Annotated in this window: 16 protein-coding genes; 8 read left to right on the top strand and 8 right to left on the bottom strand. The window is 47.6% G+C overall.

From position 1 onward, the window contains the following. Positions 1–51: 51 nt before the first annotated feature. The 7 genes from U0358_RS10740 to U0358_RS10770 form a co-directional block, all read right to left on the bottom strand. Complete coding sequence (locus tag U0358_RS10740) at positions 52–1,026, bottom strand: porin (protein WP_322406247.1); 975 nt, start codon at positions 1,024–1,026, stop codon at positions 52–54. 134 nt (positions 1,027–1,160) lie between these two features. After that, positions 1,161–2,417 carry a tetratricopeptide repeat protein gene (locus tag U0358_RS10745; RefSeq protein WP_322406248.1) on the bottom strand — a complete coding sequence of 419 codons (1,257 nt, stop codon included), beginning with the start codon at positions 2,415–2,417 and terminating at the stop codon, positions 1,161–1,163. A gap of 11 nt (positions 2,418–2,428) precedes the next feature. Beyond that, complete coding sequence (locus U0358_RS10750) at positions 2,429–3,037, bottom strand: energy transducer TonB (RefSeq protein ID WP_322406249.1); 609 nt, start codon at positions 3,035–3,037, stop codon at positions 2,429–2,431. Then, positions 3,038–3,445, bottom strand: coding sequence for an ExbD/TolR family protein (locus tag U0358_RS10755; RefSeq protein ID WP_011235344.1), 408 nt, complete (start codon positions 3,443–3,445; stop codon positions 3,038–3,040). Positions 3,446–3,466: 21 nt separating this feature from the next. After that, entirely contained in the window at positions 3,467–3,997 is a 531-nt protein-coding gene (locus U0358_RS10760; protein ID WP_322406250.1) for a MotA/TolQ/ExbB proton channel family protein, read from the bottom strand. A gap of 2 nt (positions 3,998–3,999) precedes the next feature. Then, positions 4,000–5,379, bottom strand: a complete 1,380-nt coding sequence (locus tag U0358_RS10765; protein WP_322406251.1) for a MotA/TolQ/ExbB proton channel family protein — start codon at positions 5,377–5,379, stop codon at positions 4,000–4,002. A gap of 12 nt (positions 5,380–5,391) precedes the next feature. Then, positions 5,392–6,186: a DUF3450 domain-containing protein gene (locus tag U0358_RS10770; RefSeq protein ID WP_317497388.1), complete on the bottom strand. Its 795-nt coding sequence runs from the start codon at positions 6,184–6,186 to the stop codon at positions 5,392–5,394. A 176-nt stretch (positions 6,187–6,362) separates the two neighbouring features. On the opposite strand from U0358_RS10770, the gene U0358_RS10775 reads away from it, so the two are divergent. After that, a complete protein-coding gene (locus tag U0358_RS10775; protein ID WP_322406252.1) occupies positions 6,363–8,096 on the top strand; it encodes a sensor histidine kinase in 1,734 nt (577 codons plus the stop codon). 70 nt (positions 8,097–8,166) lie between these two features. Next, positions 8,167–9,057, top strand: a complete 891-nt coding sequence (gene rdgC / locus U0358_RS10780; protein ID WP_322406253.1) for a recombination-associated protein RdgC — start codon at positions 8,167–8,169, stop codon at positions 9,055–9,057. Here rdgC and U0358_RS10785 read toward each other — a convergent pair. Further along, a complete protein-coding gene (locus tag U0358_RS10785) occupies positions 9,054–9,902 on the bottom strand; it encodes an HDOD domain-containing protein (protein ID WP_317497391.1) in 849 nt (282 codons plus the stop codon). The two genes, rdgC and U0358_RS10785, sit on opposite strands and share 4 nt — an antisense overlap. 97 nt (positions 9,903–9,999) lie before the next feature. Between U0358_RS10785 and U0358_RS10790 the strand changes: the two genes are divergently transcribed. From U0358_RS10790 to U0358_RS10815, 6 genes are all read left to right on the top strand, one after another. Then, a complete protein-coding gene (locus U0358_RS10790) occupies positions 10,000–11,664 on the top strand; it encodes a dipeptidyl-peptidase 3 family protein (protein ID WP_322406254.1) in 1,665 nt (554 codons plus the stop codon). A 433-nt stretch (positions 11,665–12,097) separates the two neighbouring features. Further along, positions 12,098–12,829 (top strand): metalloregulator ArsR/SmtB family transcription factor, encoded by a 732-nt coding sequence (locus U0358_RS10795; protein WP_322406255.1) that lies wholly within the window; start codon positions 12,098–12,100, stop codon positions 12,827–12,829. Next, positions 12,816–13,844, top strand: a complete 1,029-nt coding sequence (gene arsB, locus U0358_RS10800) for an ACR3 family arsenite efflux transporter (protein WP_322406256.1) — start codon at positions 12,816–12,818, stop codon at positions 13,842–13,844. The genes U0358_RS10795 and arsB overlap by 14 nt, the downstream gene beginning before the upstream one ends. Before the next feature lie 161 nt (positions 13,845–14,005). After that, positions 14,006–15,001, top strand: a complete 996-nt coding sequence (locus U0358_RS10805) for an ArsJ-associated glyceraldehyde-3-phosphate dehydrogenase (protein WP_322406258.1) — start codon at positions 14,006–14,008, stop codon at positions 14,999–15,001. Beyond that, a complete protein-coding gene (gene arsJ, locus U0358_RS10810; RefSeq protein ID WP_322406259.1) occupies positions 15,001–16,221 on the top strand; it encodes an organoarsenical effux MFS transporter ArsJ in 1,221 nt (406 codons plus the stop codon). Before U0358_RS10805 ends, arsJ begins: the two co-directional genes overlap by 1 nt. Further along, positions 16,218–16,895 (top strand): NADPH-dependent FMN reductase, encoded by a 678-nt coding sequence (locus U0358_RS10815; protein WP_322406260.1) that lies wholly within the window; start codon positions 16,218–16,220, stop codon positions 16,893–16,895. Before arsJ ends, U0358_RS10815 begins: the two co-directional genes overlap by 4 nt. Positions 16,896–17,094: the final 199 nt, after the last annotated feature.

Below are 17,094 nucleotides of genomic sequence, written 5' to 3' on the forward strand. Positions count from 1 at the left end.
CCTGACAAAAAGTGTCAGGCTACTTTTGTGTTTTTCTTTAGAAGAAAGCGATTACCAGGAAAAGTCGTGGCGAATGCCGACTGCAACAAAGTCCTGCTCTACGCCTGGGTTTGCACCACAACCGCGGGTTGAGTAAGACGCGATGTCGCATTCACGGCCGGTGTACCAGGCATAAACGCGAGTGTCACCGCTGAAGAAGTAATCGGCACCAACGGAAATTGACGCGTCGCTGTCGCTGTCATCATCTATTGCCTGATACTGTGCTTTAAAAACCCAGTTCTCATAAGGATGGGCAGCGCTGATTAAGAAGCCGTCAGAATCATTTGAGCCATTAATGGTTTCAAACTGCTGCAGAACCACACCAACACGGGTTTTTCCAAATTTAGTCGCGCCCGTTAGCTGAATAATGTCATAGCTATCCACATCGCGGTCAATAGCCAATGCTGCGTAGTAATTGGTTTTCTTTAGTTTGCTGTCACCGTATAACAAGCCAAAAGAATAGCCGTCATCAACATTGTCATTTTCTGACGCTACGTAAGTAACGCCAAAACTAAAACCTTTGTAAGACGGTGAGTAATAAGTCAGAGTGTTATCCGCTCGATTTTCACCCTTGAATAAACTTTTTAAGTCAGCTTCATAATCTTTAAATGCATCCACAGATCCCTGCGAATCTTTTAAAAACGTATCGTAACGGCCAATCATCACTTTACCAAAATTGCCGCGCAATCCGACAACCTGGTTCCGGTTAGTTACTGCGTCTTTTTCATCATCGGAGTCGGCTAAATCAACGCCAAATTCAATTTGATAAAAGACTTCTAAATCAGACTCCAGTTCACTGGCACCTTTGAAACCAAAACGCGATGAGTTACTTACTACCTCTGTTTCTGAACCAAAACCATCGTCACTACTCTGGAACGAAACATTTGCCCGACCGTAAACCGTTAAACTGTCATCATTATTAGCGAAAGCCGAAAAACTGGCTGCGGTGGCAGCAATCAGTAACGGAACCGAGTATTTATTCATCATTATCTTCACCCAAAAACGTTAAAACTGTATAAATTTCGCGCACATTATAATGAATGAAAAAATTATTACAGTTATTTTTCGTTTTTTAGTCAATCAAATGACATTGTTGTTGGAATAAGGTTATAAATACTCGTTTATTGTAAGCTTGCCATTTGCTGTTGCTGCTTATGCTGACTTTTCGCGTATTTAAGCCATTGTTTGGCTGAGCGTTCCGCTCCTTCAATTTCCGCTGCCTGCTCAAAAGACTCAATCGCCTGCTCATAATGTTTTAAGTTCAGTTGCGCCATTCCTTCAGCCAGATACAAATTACCCTCGTTATCCAGCTCACCTTTATTAAAGGCCTGTTTAGCGTATTCCACCGCTTTTTCATTATTATCCAGAGCCAGATACAACTGAGCTATTTGTGCTGCAAAGTTTCCGTGCTCAACCTTTTCTGACGCTTTCTTGTAGGCGCTAATGGCTTTTTCATTTTCTTTCGCCTGAGTATAGGCCTGAGCCATAAATTTCAAGTTATCGACAGAGGCATCAACTTTGCCTTTCGACATGGCTTCCTGCATGCTTTCTGCTGCTTTATACGGTAACTCATTGAAATAGTATGCCTGCGCTAACTGACGCCATTCACTACCCGTTTCAATAAAACCTTGCTGATGTGCTGCTTCCAGCACCGCCAGCTGTTTCGCATCCTGTTCTAACTGCGCGTAAACACCGGCCAGCTGCACCCAGTACTCCGGCTTGCTGTAACTGGTCACTAAACGCTCCATGACTTTGGCAACCTGATCCGGCTGCTCCAGCTCGTAGTGCAATGCGCGTTTTAAAATCAGCCAGTTTTCATCGGGTATTTTATTTTTCGCATCAACCGAGGCAATGGCTTTATCAATAAGAGGCAGAGCTTCGCGGTGTTTATCGGCCTGATAATAAGCCTGTGCTTTTAACACCCAGGCTTTACCCATTTCATCTTCTTCGGCAAGGCCTTCCCATTGGTCTAAAAAGCCAATTGCACGTTGGAACTGGCCATCACTTAAGGCCAGCTGAGCCAAACTGAACAAGGTGCTTTTCTCCAGCGACTCAGGAATAGGAGACTCTTTGACCACCTTTTCAAAGTAGTTGATCGCTTCCTTGGTATTGCCCTGTTCGTAATACATGAAACCGTAAAAGTTCCACATCATGGCGCGCTCGTAGCTGTTCATGCTATCCGCTTTTTCTGCCACTTCACCCAGTATCGAAATACCTTCGGCAAGGTTACCGTTATCGGCCTGTTCCTGCGCCCGGGCTAGTTGTCCGTACACTTTTTCCCGTAACGCCGGAACCCGCTCAGTTTGTTGTGCCAGCACCGGATGGGCAAAGGCCAGCCAGCAAACGCAAGCCGCAAAAGCAATGAATTTAAATTTCATAAGTCACCCAATCAGTTCATTTCAAAGGTCATGCGGTTGCGGACACCATCCACTTCTACCGCTTCACCATCAATAACCCGAGGTTTGTATTTAAATTTCAGAACGGCATCCATTGCGGCCTGATCGAAAATTCCTTCAGGTTCGGCTTCTACCACGACCGGGTCACGCACCGAACCCTGCTTTGTTACAGTAAACTCCACCACCACATAACCTTCTATACCACGCTGCAAAGCCCGGCGAGGGTAAGCTGCCTGAACCTTCACAATAGGCAGATACTCACCGTCGCTTGCTTGCAGCGACATGCCATTGCCAATGTCTGCGCCGCTGTCCATATTGGCCGAAAAGTCATAACCTGAGCCGCCATCAGTTTCCGCAATATCATTGTTCATTTGCGGCTGAGGCATATCCTCTGGTGGCTGCTCGGGTTCCGGAGGGCGTTCAGGCTTGCGCTCCTTTTCCTGCACCTCTTCAGGCTCAGGCGTGCGCACAAAGTCCAGCACGCTGCCTCGCGGCGGTTCGCTCATTGCCCCTTCGCCACCACTGATCAAAGACTGCATCAGGTAAAACAAACCAATGGTGACAAAAGCTGCAACCAGTAATGCTGCCAGGAATCTCATCATTTACTCTTCATCCGTTGCTACAGAAACGTCGTAAACCCCCGCCGAGCGGGCTGCATCCATTACCTTAATTAACACCCGGGTGTTTGACTCCTGGTCCGCCTGAATCACCACAGACCCCTGCGGGTTTTCCGCGTACAAACGTTCGATGTTGGCCTGCACTGCCCGTACATCCACCTGGCGCTTATCAATCCAAATTTCGTTGCTTTCGCTTATCGCGATTAAAATATTGGCACGATCTTTCTGCACAGCAGTAGCGGCATCAGGGCGATTCACATCAATACCGGCTTCTTTCACGAAAGAAGCCGTGACAATGAAGAAAATCAACATAATGAACACCACATCCAGCATGGGGGTCATATCGATAGCACTTTCTTCTTCTTCAATTAAATTGGCAAAATGCTGCTTCATAATCCTGTCCTCGACATCACCTTAGTGACGTTCCAATAAAATTTTGTCTTCCAGCTTCATGCGCTCGCGACGTGTGGTTCGTTGCAACCAGGTCGCGGCAAACACACCCGACAAAGCGCCAACCATACCCGCCATGGTCGGAATGGTGGCTTTTGAAACACCCGACGCCATGGAGCGGGCACTACCGGTTCCGGTCACAGCCATCACATCAAACACTTCAATCATGCCGGTTACGGTACCCATCAGCCCCAGCAGTGGGCACAGTGCAACTAACGCTTTTATCACCGGTAAGTTTCCACCTAATGCCAGGCTTACGCGGGAAATCATTGCCTGCCGAATTTGCTCTGCATTCCAGGACGACTTGTCTTCCCGTTCCTGCCAGCGTTTACGTACGTCCTTCACACAAGCGCGGTGGCCATTAAGGTAATAAAAAATGCGTTCAAGAATCATCAGCCACATGGTAAAAATGAGGATTCCGATGACCAGCAGAACTTGTCCGCCGGCCTCGATGAAATCTCTAATCGCATTACTGAATTCAATGAGGAATAACACGGTTACTCTCCTCGCTCAGACCGCTCCGCGATAATGCCGGATGCTTGTTCCTGCAGTATATGAATCAGGTTTTTGCTACGCGTATGCAACGTCGCGAACAGTAACGTCATTGGAATCGCAACCACCAGACCCAGTACCGTTGTTACCAGGGCTTGCGAAATACCGCCCGCCATCAGTTTCGGGTCACCCGTACCAAACAAGGTAATGGCCTGGAAGGTTTTGATCATACCGGTTACGGTTCCCAGCAAACCCATTAGCGGTGCGACGACTGAAATAATCTTAATGAACGTCAGGTTGCGGGTAATCTTAGGCACTTCCCGTAAAATACCTTCGCTCAATTTAAGCTCGAGAGTTTCGGTATCTGCCTGTGGGTATTTATCCTTAATGAGCATAACGCGGCCCAGCGGGTTATCGTCACTTGGCTTGTCTTTTTTCAGCTGACGTTTCACTTTGTTACCCAGCAGCATCAGTGAAACAAAACGTTCCAGCGCAAACAGCAGACCGATAGCACCCAAGGCTAAAATGATGTAACCAACGGTTCCGCCCTGATCGACACGCTCACCCAGGCTTGGCGCCTGAACTAACAGACTCAGGATTGAGCCACCGGTGGGATCAAGACCAAAAGTCACAATACCGCTATCAGTTTTCTGAATGTCTTCTGCAGTACCCAGATAACGACCCGCCGGCTGACGTATCAGTTCGGCAACCGAACCGGTTTCACCAACGCGTTCCAGATACTTGCCGTCTGCAACCAGGTTGAATGCACCAACCCGAACCACTTCTTTTTCTGACTTATCGCCGTTTGCTGCGGTAACCTGAGTGGTAAATTCAGCAACTTTTCCGGATTCGGTCATTTCCTGTTGCAAGGCAAACCAGACGCTTTCTATGTCTTCAATAGAAGCCAGCTTGGACGAGGAGCCCATACGTTCAGCAAGTTCTGATAAATTCTCGGCACGCCCGGGGTACTGAGCCGAAATAACCGAATTATCAAAACTGCTGGAGGCATCGTTAGCAACCTGCTGCAACACACCGAACAGCTCTTTAAGTGAACCCATGCGCTGTGTAAGGGTATCGCTTAAATTGCCAAGGTCGGTCTCATTTTGTTCAAACTGAGTTTCCAGTTGCTCCGCCCGTTGTTCCAGACGATTGCGCTCGGCAATGGCGTCTTCCAGCATGGCTTTTTGTTCTTGCTCTTTTTCACGAAAGCGCTGTTCACGCTCTTTATTGTTCTCTGACTGTGAGAACTTGCCCTGTTGCAGTTGCTGTAAAAGCTCATCTAAATTAATGGGTTCCTGCGGAACCGGTGCTGCCAAAGCCGCACCAGAAGTGATGGCCAGTAGCGTTACTGAGAACCATTTTGCAATCTGCTTACTTAATCTCATGGCTATCATTCCTTATTGGCCGCTGCCGTTGTTAGTAGAACTGGTCGATTTATTTGCGAACAGCGGCATCATCAGTAAATCTGGGGCCAGTTGTTTTCTGGCAATACGAATAGCTTCGTCAATTTCAGGTAAGTGCTTACTATCAAGCTCTTCCCAGCTGCGCGTTTGTTGGTTCCATAACCCCAAATGCTGACCGTCGCGGGTTTTATAAATTAAGGCGACACGGCCAACACGCAGGAAGGTAACGTCTTGTTGCTGACCATCAATTTCGTGTTCGGCGGTATAAGCTTCAATGTTGCGACCATATTCAGCTTCTATCTGGTAAGCTTCCATAACCCGGCGGAACTTCTCAGAGACATCGACGTTGGCTCTTTCCATCAGGTCGTTCAGCTGCTGTAAGCGTTCACTTCGCTCGGTCTGCAAGAACGGTGCGTCTAATTCAACAAAAGACTCAAGCGAGTCAATCATCCGCAACATTAATGGGGTAATTTGGCGCTCGACATAACTGACTTGATCAATAGAGTTATTAATGTCGCTTTTTTCGCTTTCCTGGCTATCGATTTGCTGCTCGACTTGCGCGGTATAAACCTTTAACCCATCAATTTCTTTCATGATGCGTTTATACTGTTGCAGTCGTTCCTGCATATCATCGGAAATTTGGTCTATAGTCAGCTGCGACTGACGGGCAGACTCATTAATAGAGGATGCCTGCTCGACCACAGGTTCCAGTGTGTCCTGTTGCGAATAAGCCGGAGCCGCGACTAAGGCTGCAACAGCTAAAGCGCCAGCAGAAGTAATTAACTTCATAAGTTATGACCTTTGTGAATTAATTTGTGGCGACTCTAGTGACTTTTCGTGACAGCTTAATGACTGTAATATGTCATTTTTGTGTCAGTGCTTTTAATTGGCCGGATTGCTTTATTGCGTTATTTCAGTCAATGAATTAGTTTATCCCTATCTATACAACTCGTTGACCTCAGTCTATGGCAATTAAAAGTATTTCATCCTCCTTATTAACTCGTGTGCTTTCCGTCTACTTTTTGTTGACGTTAATTGTGACCGCGATACAAATTGGGGCTGAATACTTTGACACTAAGCGGGTACTGATTGCCGAACTGCAGAACCAGCAAAGCACCTTTAATGGCTCCCTGACGCGTTCGCTTTGGGAGTTCAATAGCAATCAAATTGATACCATTGCCGACGGCCTTATTAGTATTCCCGCTATTGCCGGTGTTCTTATTCGCGACGATGCCGGTAATATTTTGGTGCAGCTGGGCGAAACCACAGCCATGAGCGACTTACCTGATGACAATAGCGAAGGGGCTCTTCTGCCAGAACGTAAGGGCATTTTCGGCTACTACGATTCACTCATATTTGAATTTTCCGGTCACTCCACCAAAGTGGGTGATGTTAGCCTGTTTACGTCCCGCGACATTGCTATTGACCGCATTAAAGTGAGCCTTGCCTTTATTATCGGTAACGCCATTATTAAAAGTCTCTTCCTTATTGTGCTTTTCACTATTGCTTTTAACCGCATGCTGAACCGGCCACTCAGTGACTTAACTCAGCAAATTAAAGGCTTCCGGCTGGATAACTTAGAACGCTCCAGAATTCGCTTAGCTGACCAGCACAACAATGAACTGGTGCTGGTAGAGCAGGCCTATAACCAGCTGCTGGATAATATTGAGGAATATCAGTCGGACCTGGACCGAACCCAGAAAAAGCTCAAAGCGGCTAACCGTCAACTTGACGAGCAAAATGCCATTCTTGAACAGGAAGTGGCGCGCAAAACCTCCAGTTTAAGTCAGGTTATGCTTGACCTTGAACAACGTAAAAACGAGCTGGAAATGCGTCAGGAGAAACTGGAGCGCGAAGTTGGCCAGCGCCGCGCAATTGAAAATACACTGCGTCAGTCTAACCAGCGGCTGGAGTCTTCACTGAATAACTTGCGTGAAACTCAGCAGCAACTTATAGAATCGGAAAAAATGGCGTCGCTGGGCGGGCTGGTTGCCGGTATTACGCACGACGTGAATACGCCCATAGGCATTAGCGTTACAGCGTCTTCTTATTTACGCGAGAAGCTCGACACTCTCGATCAGTCGCTGCTTAATAAAGAACTGACGCAGACGCAGCTGAAGAAGTTTATAGAGGAAGGTCGCGAAAGCCTTAATTTACTGGACAGTAACCTGCATCGCGCGTCTGATCTTATTAGCAGCTTTAAACAAGTAGCGGTCGACCAGGCGTCAGACGCTATCCGCGACATTAATCTGAAAAGCTATATCGAAGATTTAGTTCAGTCCTTGCAGCCTCACCTTAAAAAGACCAACCATCAGGTGCGTCTTGAATGTGCCGATGACATTTTCATACGCTGCCCGGCCGGCGCGTTATCGCAGATTTTCACAAATCTGATTCTTAACTCGCTACGCCACGCCTTTGACGGGATTAGTCAGGGGCTTATGGTCATTTCTATCCGGCTTGAGGGTGAGACCCTTCAGGTTCACTATTCAGATAATGGTAATGGTTTATCTGAGACTCAGCTTAAACGGCTATTCGACCCCTTCTTTACCACGAAAAGAGACCAGGGTGGCAGCGGCCTGGGTACGCATATTGTCCGAAACCTGGTCACTCAGACACTGTCTGGTGAAATCAGCGCTGAAAGCGAACCCGGCAAAGGTTTAAGCTATTTCTTTTCTTTTTCTGTACAGGTTTTAAACTGACAGCTCTGCCCTAACGGGCTACAATCCCTGCCCTTATTTTTGTTTTTTGTTGCGACAGGAACGCTTACCTATGTGGTTTAAAAATCTTCGTTTTTATCAATTCAGCGAAACCTTTTCTCTGCCTGATGATTTCTCTGAGCAATTAGCTGAGCACAGCTTTCATCCCTGTTCGCGTTCGGATCAAAGCTCATTTGGCTGGTGTTCGCCTTTTGGCGCAGACAATGAAGTACTAACCCACAGCCTGGGTAATTGCTGGCTGCTGTGTGCCAAACGAGAAGAAAAAGTACTTCCCAGCACGGTTGTTAACGCCCAGCTGGATGAAAAGGTACGCCAAATCAGTGAAGCCGAAGGCCGCTCGGTGCCTCGCAAAGAAAAACAAAACTTAAAAGAAGACTTAATTCACCAGCTTCTGCCACAGGCATTCAGCCGTTTTCGCCAAAGCTGGGGTTACATCGACCTCGACCGCCAAATTATTGCTGTTGATGAGTCAGCAGCCAATAAAGCCGAAGACTTTTTAGGCCTGTTACGCTCATCCGTCGGCTCGTTACCTGTACGCCCGGTAAGCCCGAATGACGCAGTTGAAACTTATCTTACGGCCTGGTTACAAAATGCTGAATTGCCAAACCCATTCGAGTTTGGTGATGAAGCAGAACTGCGTTCACCACAAGCGGACGGCGGCATTATTCGCTGCAAGCAGGAAGACTTAACCCGAGAGGATATTCACGCACACCTGGCTGGTGGCAAGCAAGTCACTCGTTTGGGTCTGGTATGGCAGGAAAACTTAGAGTTTATTATCGAGTCGGATATGGCGTTAAAACGAGTTAAGCCAACAGACCGCCTGCTCGACGCCAAAGACGATTTAGTTGACCCTAGCCCGGAAGAAAAAATCGACGCCGACTTTGCACTGGTGAGCGCTGAAGTCGGGCTTTTGTTTGACGATTTAAAGAAAGCGTTTGGCTAAGACAGCAAATCCAGCATTTGGCGGTAGGATTTCTGCACAGACTCCTGCTGCCAAAAATCATCGGTCTTGATGACCCCCAGCATTTGATACTCAACCAGAGTCACACTGTCCTTGCCAGGTTTCACGTTTCCGGTTAACAAAGCAGCCAAATGCACAATGTCACAATAGTTCACGGTTATCGCATCGTTTAAGGTCATTCTGCCACTGTAATAGTGAGGCGGCACCTGCACTAAGTTTGGCGTAAACTGCCAATAACTGAGAATATTACTGCCTAAAGTTGAGCTGAACTGGGTAATACACTCTTTAATAAAAGAAGGATTGGCAAAGCTGTCTTCAAACTCATTGGCCATATGCAAAATTGGAGCAACGCCAATGCGCGACACCATCCCAGCTAACAGCGCCACGTCCTGATGCAATCGGTGGCCAATGCCTCTGCGTTGTAAGTCTTCGGTTATAACAACGGCTGCCGCGGCAATTTCTCTGCTTTCGACAATAAACTTCCGGGAAAACATTTGCACTATGTCATTACCCGGTTTGAATACCTGTTCCATAGCCATCGCGAGTGCCAGTGTCCGAATGCGCCGCATACCAATACGAGTTAACGCCTGCATTAAGCTTTCGGCTTTATTTCTGCCGCCAAGGTAAGCACTGTTGGCCAGGCGAATAAGCCGCGCTGTCAAAACGGTATCTTGCTGGATAATATGACTGAGGTCGTGCAGGTTGCAGTCTGGATCCATGGTGGCATTACGCACTTGCTCTGCCGTTTCAGGTAAGCCGGGAAGTTTTAATTCATCACGTCTGAGTCGCTCGTCAATTAGCAGGTAGAGTGCATTTTGCGATGACATTTTAGTTCCTTATTATTATGGTTTTCTTGCTTCTGAAAAAGCTTGGAAGTAGATTAACAGAACTTTACAACAACTCAATTTTTAGAAACGTCCTATTATGAAAAAAACACTGTTTAGCTTAGCACCACTTGCGCTGGTTTTAATGGGTTGCAGCGAGCCTCAAACCACCACACAAAGCCCTGATAGCGGACAAAAAGGTCACTACGAATTAGTTGCGGGGACAGAACAAAGACTGGATATTTACACGCCCTACCAACTAAAAACAGACCTGTCGCATTTATCAGGCGAGCAGAAAAAAATGGTTGGTTTACTCATAGACGCGTCAAAAATTATGGACAACCTGTTTTGGCAGCAGGCGTTTTCGGGTGAAAAACAGGAGCTTTTAAACCAAGTGGAAGAAAAAGCCCGCGAGTTTACTGTTATTAACTACGGACCATGGGATAGGCTAAACAATAACCAGCCTTTCTTAACCGGTTTTGAAGACAAACCGGCAGGCGCCAACTTTTACCCTGCCGACATGACCAAAACGGAATTTGAAAACGCAGAGCTTGCGGACAAAGACAGCTTATACACCTTGTTGCGTCGCGACGATGAAGGCGAATTAAAAACAGTTGCCTACTCAGAAGCTTATAAAGAGTCTTTGACTAAAGCTGCTGATTTACTGCGTGAAGCTGCTGATTTAGCAGAAAACGACGATTTCTCAGAGTACCTGCGTTTGCGCGCCGATGCCTTTTTAAGTAATGAGTATCAACCTTCCGATATGGCCTGGATGGACATGACAGGTAACGATATTGATGTGGTTATCGGTCCTATTGAGAATTATGAAGACCATTTATTTGGTTACAAAACCGCTTTTGAATCTTACGTGTTAATAAAAGATAAAGCCTGGAGCCAACGTCTGGAAAAGTATGCTCAATACTTGCCGCAATTGCAGGAAGGTCTGCCGGTTGAGTCGGCTTACAAAGCAGAAAAACCCGGTGCTAATGCTCAGCTAAACGCATACGATGTGGTGTATTATGCCGGTCATTCAAATGCTGGCAGTAAAACCATTGCTATTAACCTGCCTAACGACGAAGAAGTTCAGTTAGAAAAAGGTACACGTCGCCTGCAACTTAAAAACGCCATGCAAGCTAAGTTCGATAAAATTCTGGTGCCAATTGCCGAACAGCTCATTGTACCCGAGCAACGTGAAGACATTACCTTCAACGCCTTTTTTGCCAACACCATGTTTCACGAAGTGGCTCACGGCTTAGGCATTAAAAATACTCTGAATGACAAAGGCACCGTGCGCTCAGCGTTAAAAGAACACGCTTCGGCTTTAGAAGAAGGCAAAGCCGATATTCTGGGTTTGTACATGGTGACTCAGTTATTCGAACAAGGCGTTCTAGCCGAAGGCGAACTGAAAGACTACTACACCACCTTTATGGCCAGTATTTTCCGCTCCGTTCGTTTTGGGGCCTCAAGTGCGCACGGCAAAGCCAACATGATCCGCTTTAACTACTTTGCTGACGCAGGTGCCTTTGAGCGTAACGCCAGCGGCCAATACGCCATTAATATGGAAAAAATGCGTGGCGCTATGAACAGCCTGTCGGAAAAAATTCTGACACTGCAAGGCGACGGCGATTACAACGGCGTAGCTGAACTAGTCGCAACGCTAGGCGTTGTCAGCCCACAGCTAAAAGCCGATTTAGACAAACTGACCGACGCCGGCATACCGGTTGACGTCACCTTTGACCAAGGCAAAGAGGTGCTGGGGCTGTAGCCTGGGCGCTAACGGGACAGGTTGCTCACTTTTTTCGCTTGAACATTGAGCCCCTTGTGACGGAGACGCTACGAGTTCATCCATGAACGCTTGACGAAGGCCATCCTTGGCCTTCGACACTCCGCCACAAGGGGCTCAACATTCATAACGCTTAAAGTGAGCAACCTGCCCTATCTACATCTGCGAGATCCAGCCTGGCATTGATATTAGGATAGGGACTGAAACAGGAGCGCGTACGACGGTTACAGCGGACCACGGTGGAGGTGTGCAGCGCCACGGATGGCGCTGCCCAAGCCCTACAGGGATGTATTCACGGGCGTCCTCCACAATGGTTCTTGTAACCTCAGCGCTCTTGGTTCAGTCCCTATCCTGTTGCACCTTCCACATATTCGATCTACCATATATATGAAATATCGAATATATAGTGATACCCATGACCACGAAGGTTCTGTTTCTCTGTACGGCCAACTCGGCTCGCTCTTTAATAGCCGAAGCCATTTTGCGACAGTTTGGTAATGATGAACTGGAAGTTTACAGTGCTGGCACTGAACCAACCCAGCCTGAACCTAAAGCTATTGAAGCGCTGCAAGCCCTTGGGATTAGTACCGAAGGGTTATGCTCAAAGACCATCTCAGATTTAAGCATTGATGAATTTGATTACGTTATCAGCCTGTGTGACCGCGCCCGCTCTGAATGCCAGCTACAATACAAAGAAAATCACTTTATCGCCTGGAACTTCCCCGATCCGGTAAACAGTAAAAAGCCCAATGCCTTTAAGAAGACCGCTCATGAACTGAGTGAGCGTATCAAAATGTTTTTGCTCATTTTGCGCAAAAACATTGGCAACCCGCATTTATTTAATGCACCGGAAGATTTCTTCAAAATTATGTCGGACCCGCTACGTTTAACCATGATAAGCCTGTTAGCAAAACACCAAGAACTGTGTGTATGCGAGTTTGTTGATGCTACCGCCATGTCGCAGCCTAAGGTTTCGCGCCATTTGGCACAGCTACGCGAATACGGCCTATTGATTGACCGCAAAAACCAACGCTGGGTTTACTACCAGCTGAATCCGGCACTGCCTGACTGGATGCGTAAAATCATTATCACCACCGCCGACTATAATCCCCAACTGATAAAGGACATCGATAATGGGTGTGTTTGAACGTTTTCTCTCTGCCTGGGTAGCTTTAGCTATTATTGCCGGAACCGCCCTGGGCAGCTTCTTCCCTAGCGTTTTCGAATGGCTTTCAGCTTTTGAATTTGCTCAGGTTAACTTAATTATTGCAGTACTTATCTGGCTGATGATTTACCCGGTCATGGTGCAGGTGAACTTTGCTGCTATCACGCAAATAGCGAAAGAGCCCAAAGGTTTAATTCTGACGGTTATCATTAACTGGCTGGTGAAACCTTTTACCATGGCCTTGGTGGGCTGGCTATTCTTCAAAGGTATATTTGCCGACTTTATTGAGCCCGAAACTGCAAATGAATACCTGGCCGGAGTCATTTTATTAGGGGTTGCGCCCTGTACTGCCATGGTTTTTATCTGGAGCCAGCTGACCAAAGGCGACGCTAACTACACGCTGGTACAAGTGTCGGTTAACGATATTATTATGATTTTCGCCTTTGCGCCTATTGCCGCCTTGTTACTCGGTGTTACAGATATTATTGTGCCCTGGCAAACCCTGCTATTAAGTGTGGGGCTCTATGTTATTGCCCCGCTTATTGCCGGATTTATAACGCGTCAGTACATTACACGCTCAAATTCAGACAGTGATAAAGCACTCGCGAACTTTGATCAGAACATGAAACCCTGGTCAATCGTCGGTCTGCTTCTGACCGTGGTACTGCTGTTTGGGTTTCAGGCCGAAGTTCTACTGAGCCGTCCGCTGGATATCGCCATGATTGCTACGCCATTATTGGTACAGACGTACGGCGTTTTTGCTATTACCTTTATTATTGCGTTACTCATTAAGCTGCCCCACCGCATTGCGGCTCCGGCCTGCTTAATTGGTACCTCAAACTTTTTCGAACTGGCCGTTGCTGTAGCTATTTCATTATTTGGTTTGCAGTCCGGTGCAGCGTTAGCCACGGTTGTTGGTGTGCTGGTAGAAGTACCGGTGATGCTCTCATTAGTCTGGTTCGCGAATAAAACCAAACACTGGTTTGCATCAAGTTAAGGCGTGGAGTGTCGAAGGCCAAGGATGGCCTTCGTCAAGCCCTCATGGATGAGCTTGTAGCGTCTCCGCCATAGGGGGCGCAATGCTTAAGCGAAACAAGACAGCAAACTCCCCCCGAGCCCTATAGCAGGCAGGTAAGAGATACACAAAAGGAGTCTTTTATGACTATTAAGGTTGGAATTAACGGTTTGGGTCGTATTGGTCGTTTGGCGCTTCGCGTAGCATGGGAAAACCCTGATCTGGAAATTGCTCAGGTGAATGACCCGGGCGCTGATGCGGCTACTTTTGCCCATTTACTGAATTTTGACTCGGTACATGGTCGCTGGGGTTATGAAGCCGAAGGTCAGGACAACGCCATTCAAATTGGTGATGAACGCATAACTTTCACTCAACACAAAACCATTGCTGACAATGACTGGAGTGGTTGTGATGTGGTTCTGGAAGCCTCCGGCAAGATGAAAACAGTGAAAGTGCTCAACGATTACCTGTCACAGGGCGTTAAGCGCGTGGTGGTTTCAGCTCCGGTCAAAGAGCCCGGCGCGCTGAACATTGTTTTGGGCGTTAATGATCACCTTTACGACCCTGAGAAGCATCAAATACTCACCGCTGCATCCTGCACCACCAACTGTCTGGCACCTGTGGTCAAAGTACTACAGGACAAAATTGGTATTAAGCATGCGTCAATTACCACCATTCATGATTTAACCAATACGCAGACCATTCTGGACGCGCCGCACAAAGACTTACGGCGCGCACGCGCCTGTGGCATGAGCTTAATTCCGACATCCACCGGTTCGGCAACCGCCATTGTGGAGATTTTCCCGGAACTTAAGGACAAAATTGACGGACACGCGGTACGTGTACCTCTAGCAAACGCGTCATTAACCGACTGCGTGTTCGAGGTGGAAAAAGCCACTTCTGTTGAAGAAATTAATGGCTGGATGAAAGAGGCTTCTGAAGGCGAACTCAAAGACATTCTTGGCTATGAAAAGCGACCGTTAGTATCAATAGATTACAAAACCGACCCTCGCTCCAGCATTGTGGATGCGCTGTCGACCAAGGTTATTAACGGCACGCACGTGAAAATTTATGCCTGGTACGACAATGAATGGGGTTATGCCAACCGCGCGGTTGAACTGGTCGAAAAGGTCGGCTAATGCTGAGTCAGCTGTCGCCGGCTATACGCCAATACTTAATTGTTACGGGTAACTACTGGGCTTTTACCCTGACCGACGGCGCACTGCGCATGCTGGTGGTGCTGCACTTCCACCAGTTGGGTTACAGTGCGCTTGAAGTGGCTATGTTGTTCCTGTTCTACGAGTTTTTCGGCATAGTCACCAACTTATTTGGTGGCTGGCTGGGGGCTCGTTGGGGGCTCAATCGCACCATGAACATTGGGCTCGGTATACAGATTGTGGCGCTTGCCATGCTGCTTGTACCGGGTTCTATGCTCACCGTCATTTGGGTGATGGCCGCACAGGCGTTGTCTGGCATTGCCAAAGACCTCAATAAAATGAGCGCCAAAAGCACCATTAAACTGCTGGTGCCGGACGACAAACAAGGCCAGCTATATAAGTGGGTCGCCATACTAACCGGTTCAAAAAACACCTTAAAAGGCGTTGGCTTTTTCCTTGGTGGCTTGTTGCTTACCTTAATTGGCTTCCAGGGTGCCGTGCTCTCCATGGCGGTTATGCTCAGCCTGGTCTGGGTAGCCAGTTTAATTTTCCTGAAAAAAGAGTCGGGTAAGGCCAAATTCAAGCCTAAGTTTAAGGACATTTTATCGAAAAGCCGACCTATCAATATTTTATCGGGCGCTCGCTTTTTACTCTTTGGTGCCCGCGACGTCTGGTTTGTGGTTGCCTTACCCGTGTTCTTAGCCAGCCAGCTGGACTGGAACCACTGGCAAGTCGGCAGCTTTTTGGCCTTGTGGGTTATTGGCTACGGTTTTGTGCAAAGCATTGCGCCTAAATTCACAAAAACGGGCAATGATGTACCGAAAACTCAGGCTGTTATATGGAATGCGCTACTGACTCTTAGCCCTCTAGCGCTTGCTCTGGCACTTTGGCAGGGCTTACCCGTTACCCAGAGCATTATTATTGGCTTAGGGCTGTTCGGCATTCTGTTTGCCATTAATTCGTCGTTGCACAGTTACCTTATTGTCTCTTACTCACGCGCCGACGGTGTGTCTTTGGACGTAGGCTTTTACTACATGGCCAACGCCGCCGGGCGTCTATTGGGTACCGTTTTATCCGGTTGGGTGTATCAGCAATGGGGCCTGGTTGCTTGCCTAATGATATCAACGCTGTTATTGCTATTATCCACAGCCGCTATTAGTTTTTTACCAGCGCGGGATTCAGTTAAGGAGGAACCACAATGAAATATTTAGTGTTTTTAGGCACGGTACGTGACAGCACTCCACCCAAACCAGCCAGGTTGGGCGAACGTGTAGCAAAGGCCTGCGTTAATTACCTGGAGCAAAGCTTCGATAACGCAGAAGTCGAACTTATTGACCCTTTAGATTACTCATTTGACGATGTTTTTAAGCCACATTTTTCATACCATGAAAAAGACGTTCCCGAGCAATTGGACGCCCTGGCTAAAAAAATAGAAGCCGCCGATGCTTACGTGGTGGTCAGCCCTGAGTACAACCACTCCATGAGTCCTGCCTTAGCAAATTTACTGAACCACTTCGGTGCGTCGTTGTACTCTTATAAACCCAGTGCCATTGTGACTTACTCAGCTGGTCAGTGGGGCGGCGTTCGCGCGGCGGTTAATATGCGTACCTTCTTGTCTGAATTAGGCTGCCTGCCGGTATCCGCTATGATCCACGTGCCTAAAGCGCAAACCGTGTTTGAGGAAAACGGCAAATTCACTCAGGAGGTTGAAGACACTGAGCGCTGGATCCAATATTTCGGCCGCACTCTGAATCAGTTATTCTGGTGGGCCGAGGCGGCACAAAAGCAACGCGAAGCGCTGAACCCGCGCAAGCTGGTCAGCGATTTTAAAAGTGACCCGTCACAACGCAATGCACCAGACAGCAACCGAAAATAATTTTTTCGGTTGTAGTTGGCACATTTTATGCTAAAATTCGCGCTCTTTTTTTGACCAGCCTCAAACTATAAGGAGCCACCTACGTGCTGACGCGTATTACGCCACCCTAGCCGTCACTTTCCTGTCACAGGTGCGCAGTAGGCTGTTCACTGCTTTTCTGGCCATTCCGGCCGCTTTATATTTACTATTAAAATTTGGT

The sequence above is a fragment of the Idiomarina sp. PL1-037 genome, assembly GCF_034422975.1.
GTDB lineage: Bacteria > Pseudomonadota > Gammaproteobacteria > Enterobacterales > Alteromonadaceae > Idiomarina.

What these genes read in the sequence shown, in the direction of transcription:
- U0358_RS10755 (WP_011235344.1), bottom strand. Translation starts at nt 3,445, where the DNA reads ATGAAGCAGCATTTTGCCAATTTAATTGAAGAAGAAGAAAGTGCTATC.
- U0358_RS10795 (WP_322406255.1), top strand. Translation starts at nt 12,098, where the DNA reads ATGACCACGAAGGTTCTGTTTCTCTGTACGGCCAACTCGGCTCGCTCT.
- U0358_RS10790 (WP_322406254.1), top strand. Translation starts at nt 10,000, where the DNA reads ATGAAAAAAACACTGTTTAGCTTAGCACCACTTGCGCTGGTTTTAATG.
- arsJ (WP_322406259.1), top strand. Translation starts at nt 15,001, where the DNA reads ATGCTGAGTCAGCTGTCGCCGGCTATACGCCAATACTTAATTGTTACG.
- U0358_RS10785 (WP_317497391.1), bottom strand. Translation starts at nt 9,902, where the DNA reads ATGTCATCGCAAAATGCACTCTACCTGCTAATTGACGAGCGACTCAGA.
- U0358_RS10740 (WP_322406247.1), bottom strand. Translation starts at nt 1,026, where the DNA reads ATGATGAATAAATACTCGGTTCCGTTACTGATTGCTGCCACCGCAGCC.
- U0358_RS10805 (WP_322406258.1), top strand. Translation starts at nt 14,006, where the DNA reads ATGACTATTAAGGTTGGAATTAACGGTTTGGGTCGTATTGGTCGTTTG.
- U0358_RS10765 (WP_322406251.1), bottom strand. Translation starts at nt 5,379, where the DNA reads ATGAGATTAAGTAAGCAGATTGCAAAATGGTTCTCAGTAACGCTACTG.
- arsB (WP_322406256.1), top strand. Translation starts at nt 12,816, where the DNA reads ATGGGTGTGTTTGAACGTTTTCTCTCTGCCTGGGTAGCTTTAGCTATT.
- U0358_RS10750 (WP_322406249.1), bottom strand. Translation starts at nt 3,037, where the DNA reads ATGATGAGATTCCTGGCAGCATTACTGGTTGCAGCTTTTGTCACCATT.
- U0358_RS10770 (WP_317497388.1), bottom strand. Translation starts at nt 6,186, where the DNA reads ATGAAGTTAATTACTTCTGCTGGCGCTTTAGCTGTTGCAGCCTTAGTC.
- rdgC (WP_322406253.1), top strand. Translation starts at nt 8,167, where the DNA reads ATGTGGTTTAAAAATCTTCGTTTTTATCAATTCAGCGAAACCTTTTCT.
- U0358_RS10815 (WP_322406260.1), top strand. Translation starts at nt 16,218, where the DNA reads ATGAAATATTTAGTGTTTTTAGGCACGGTACGTGACAGCACTCCACCC.
- U0358_RS10745 (WP_322406248.1), bottom strand. Translation starts at nt 2,417, where the DNA reads ATGAAATTTAAATTCATTGCTTTTGCGGCTTGCGTTTGCTGGCTGGCC.
- U0358_RS10775 (WP_322406252.1), top strand. Translation starts at nt 6,363, where the DNA reads ATGGCAATTAAAAGTATTTCATCCTCCTTATTAACTCGTGTGCTTTCC.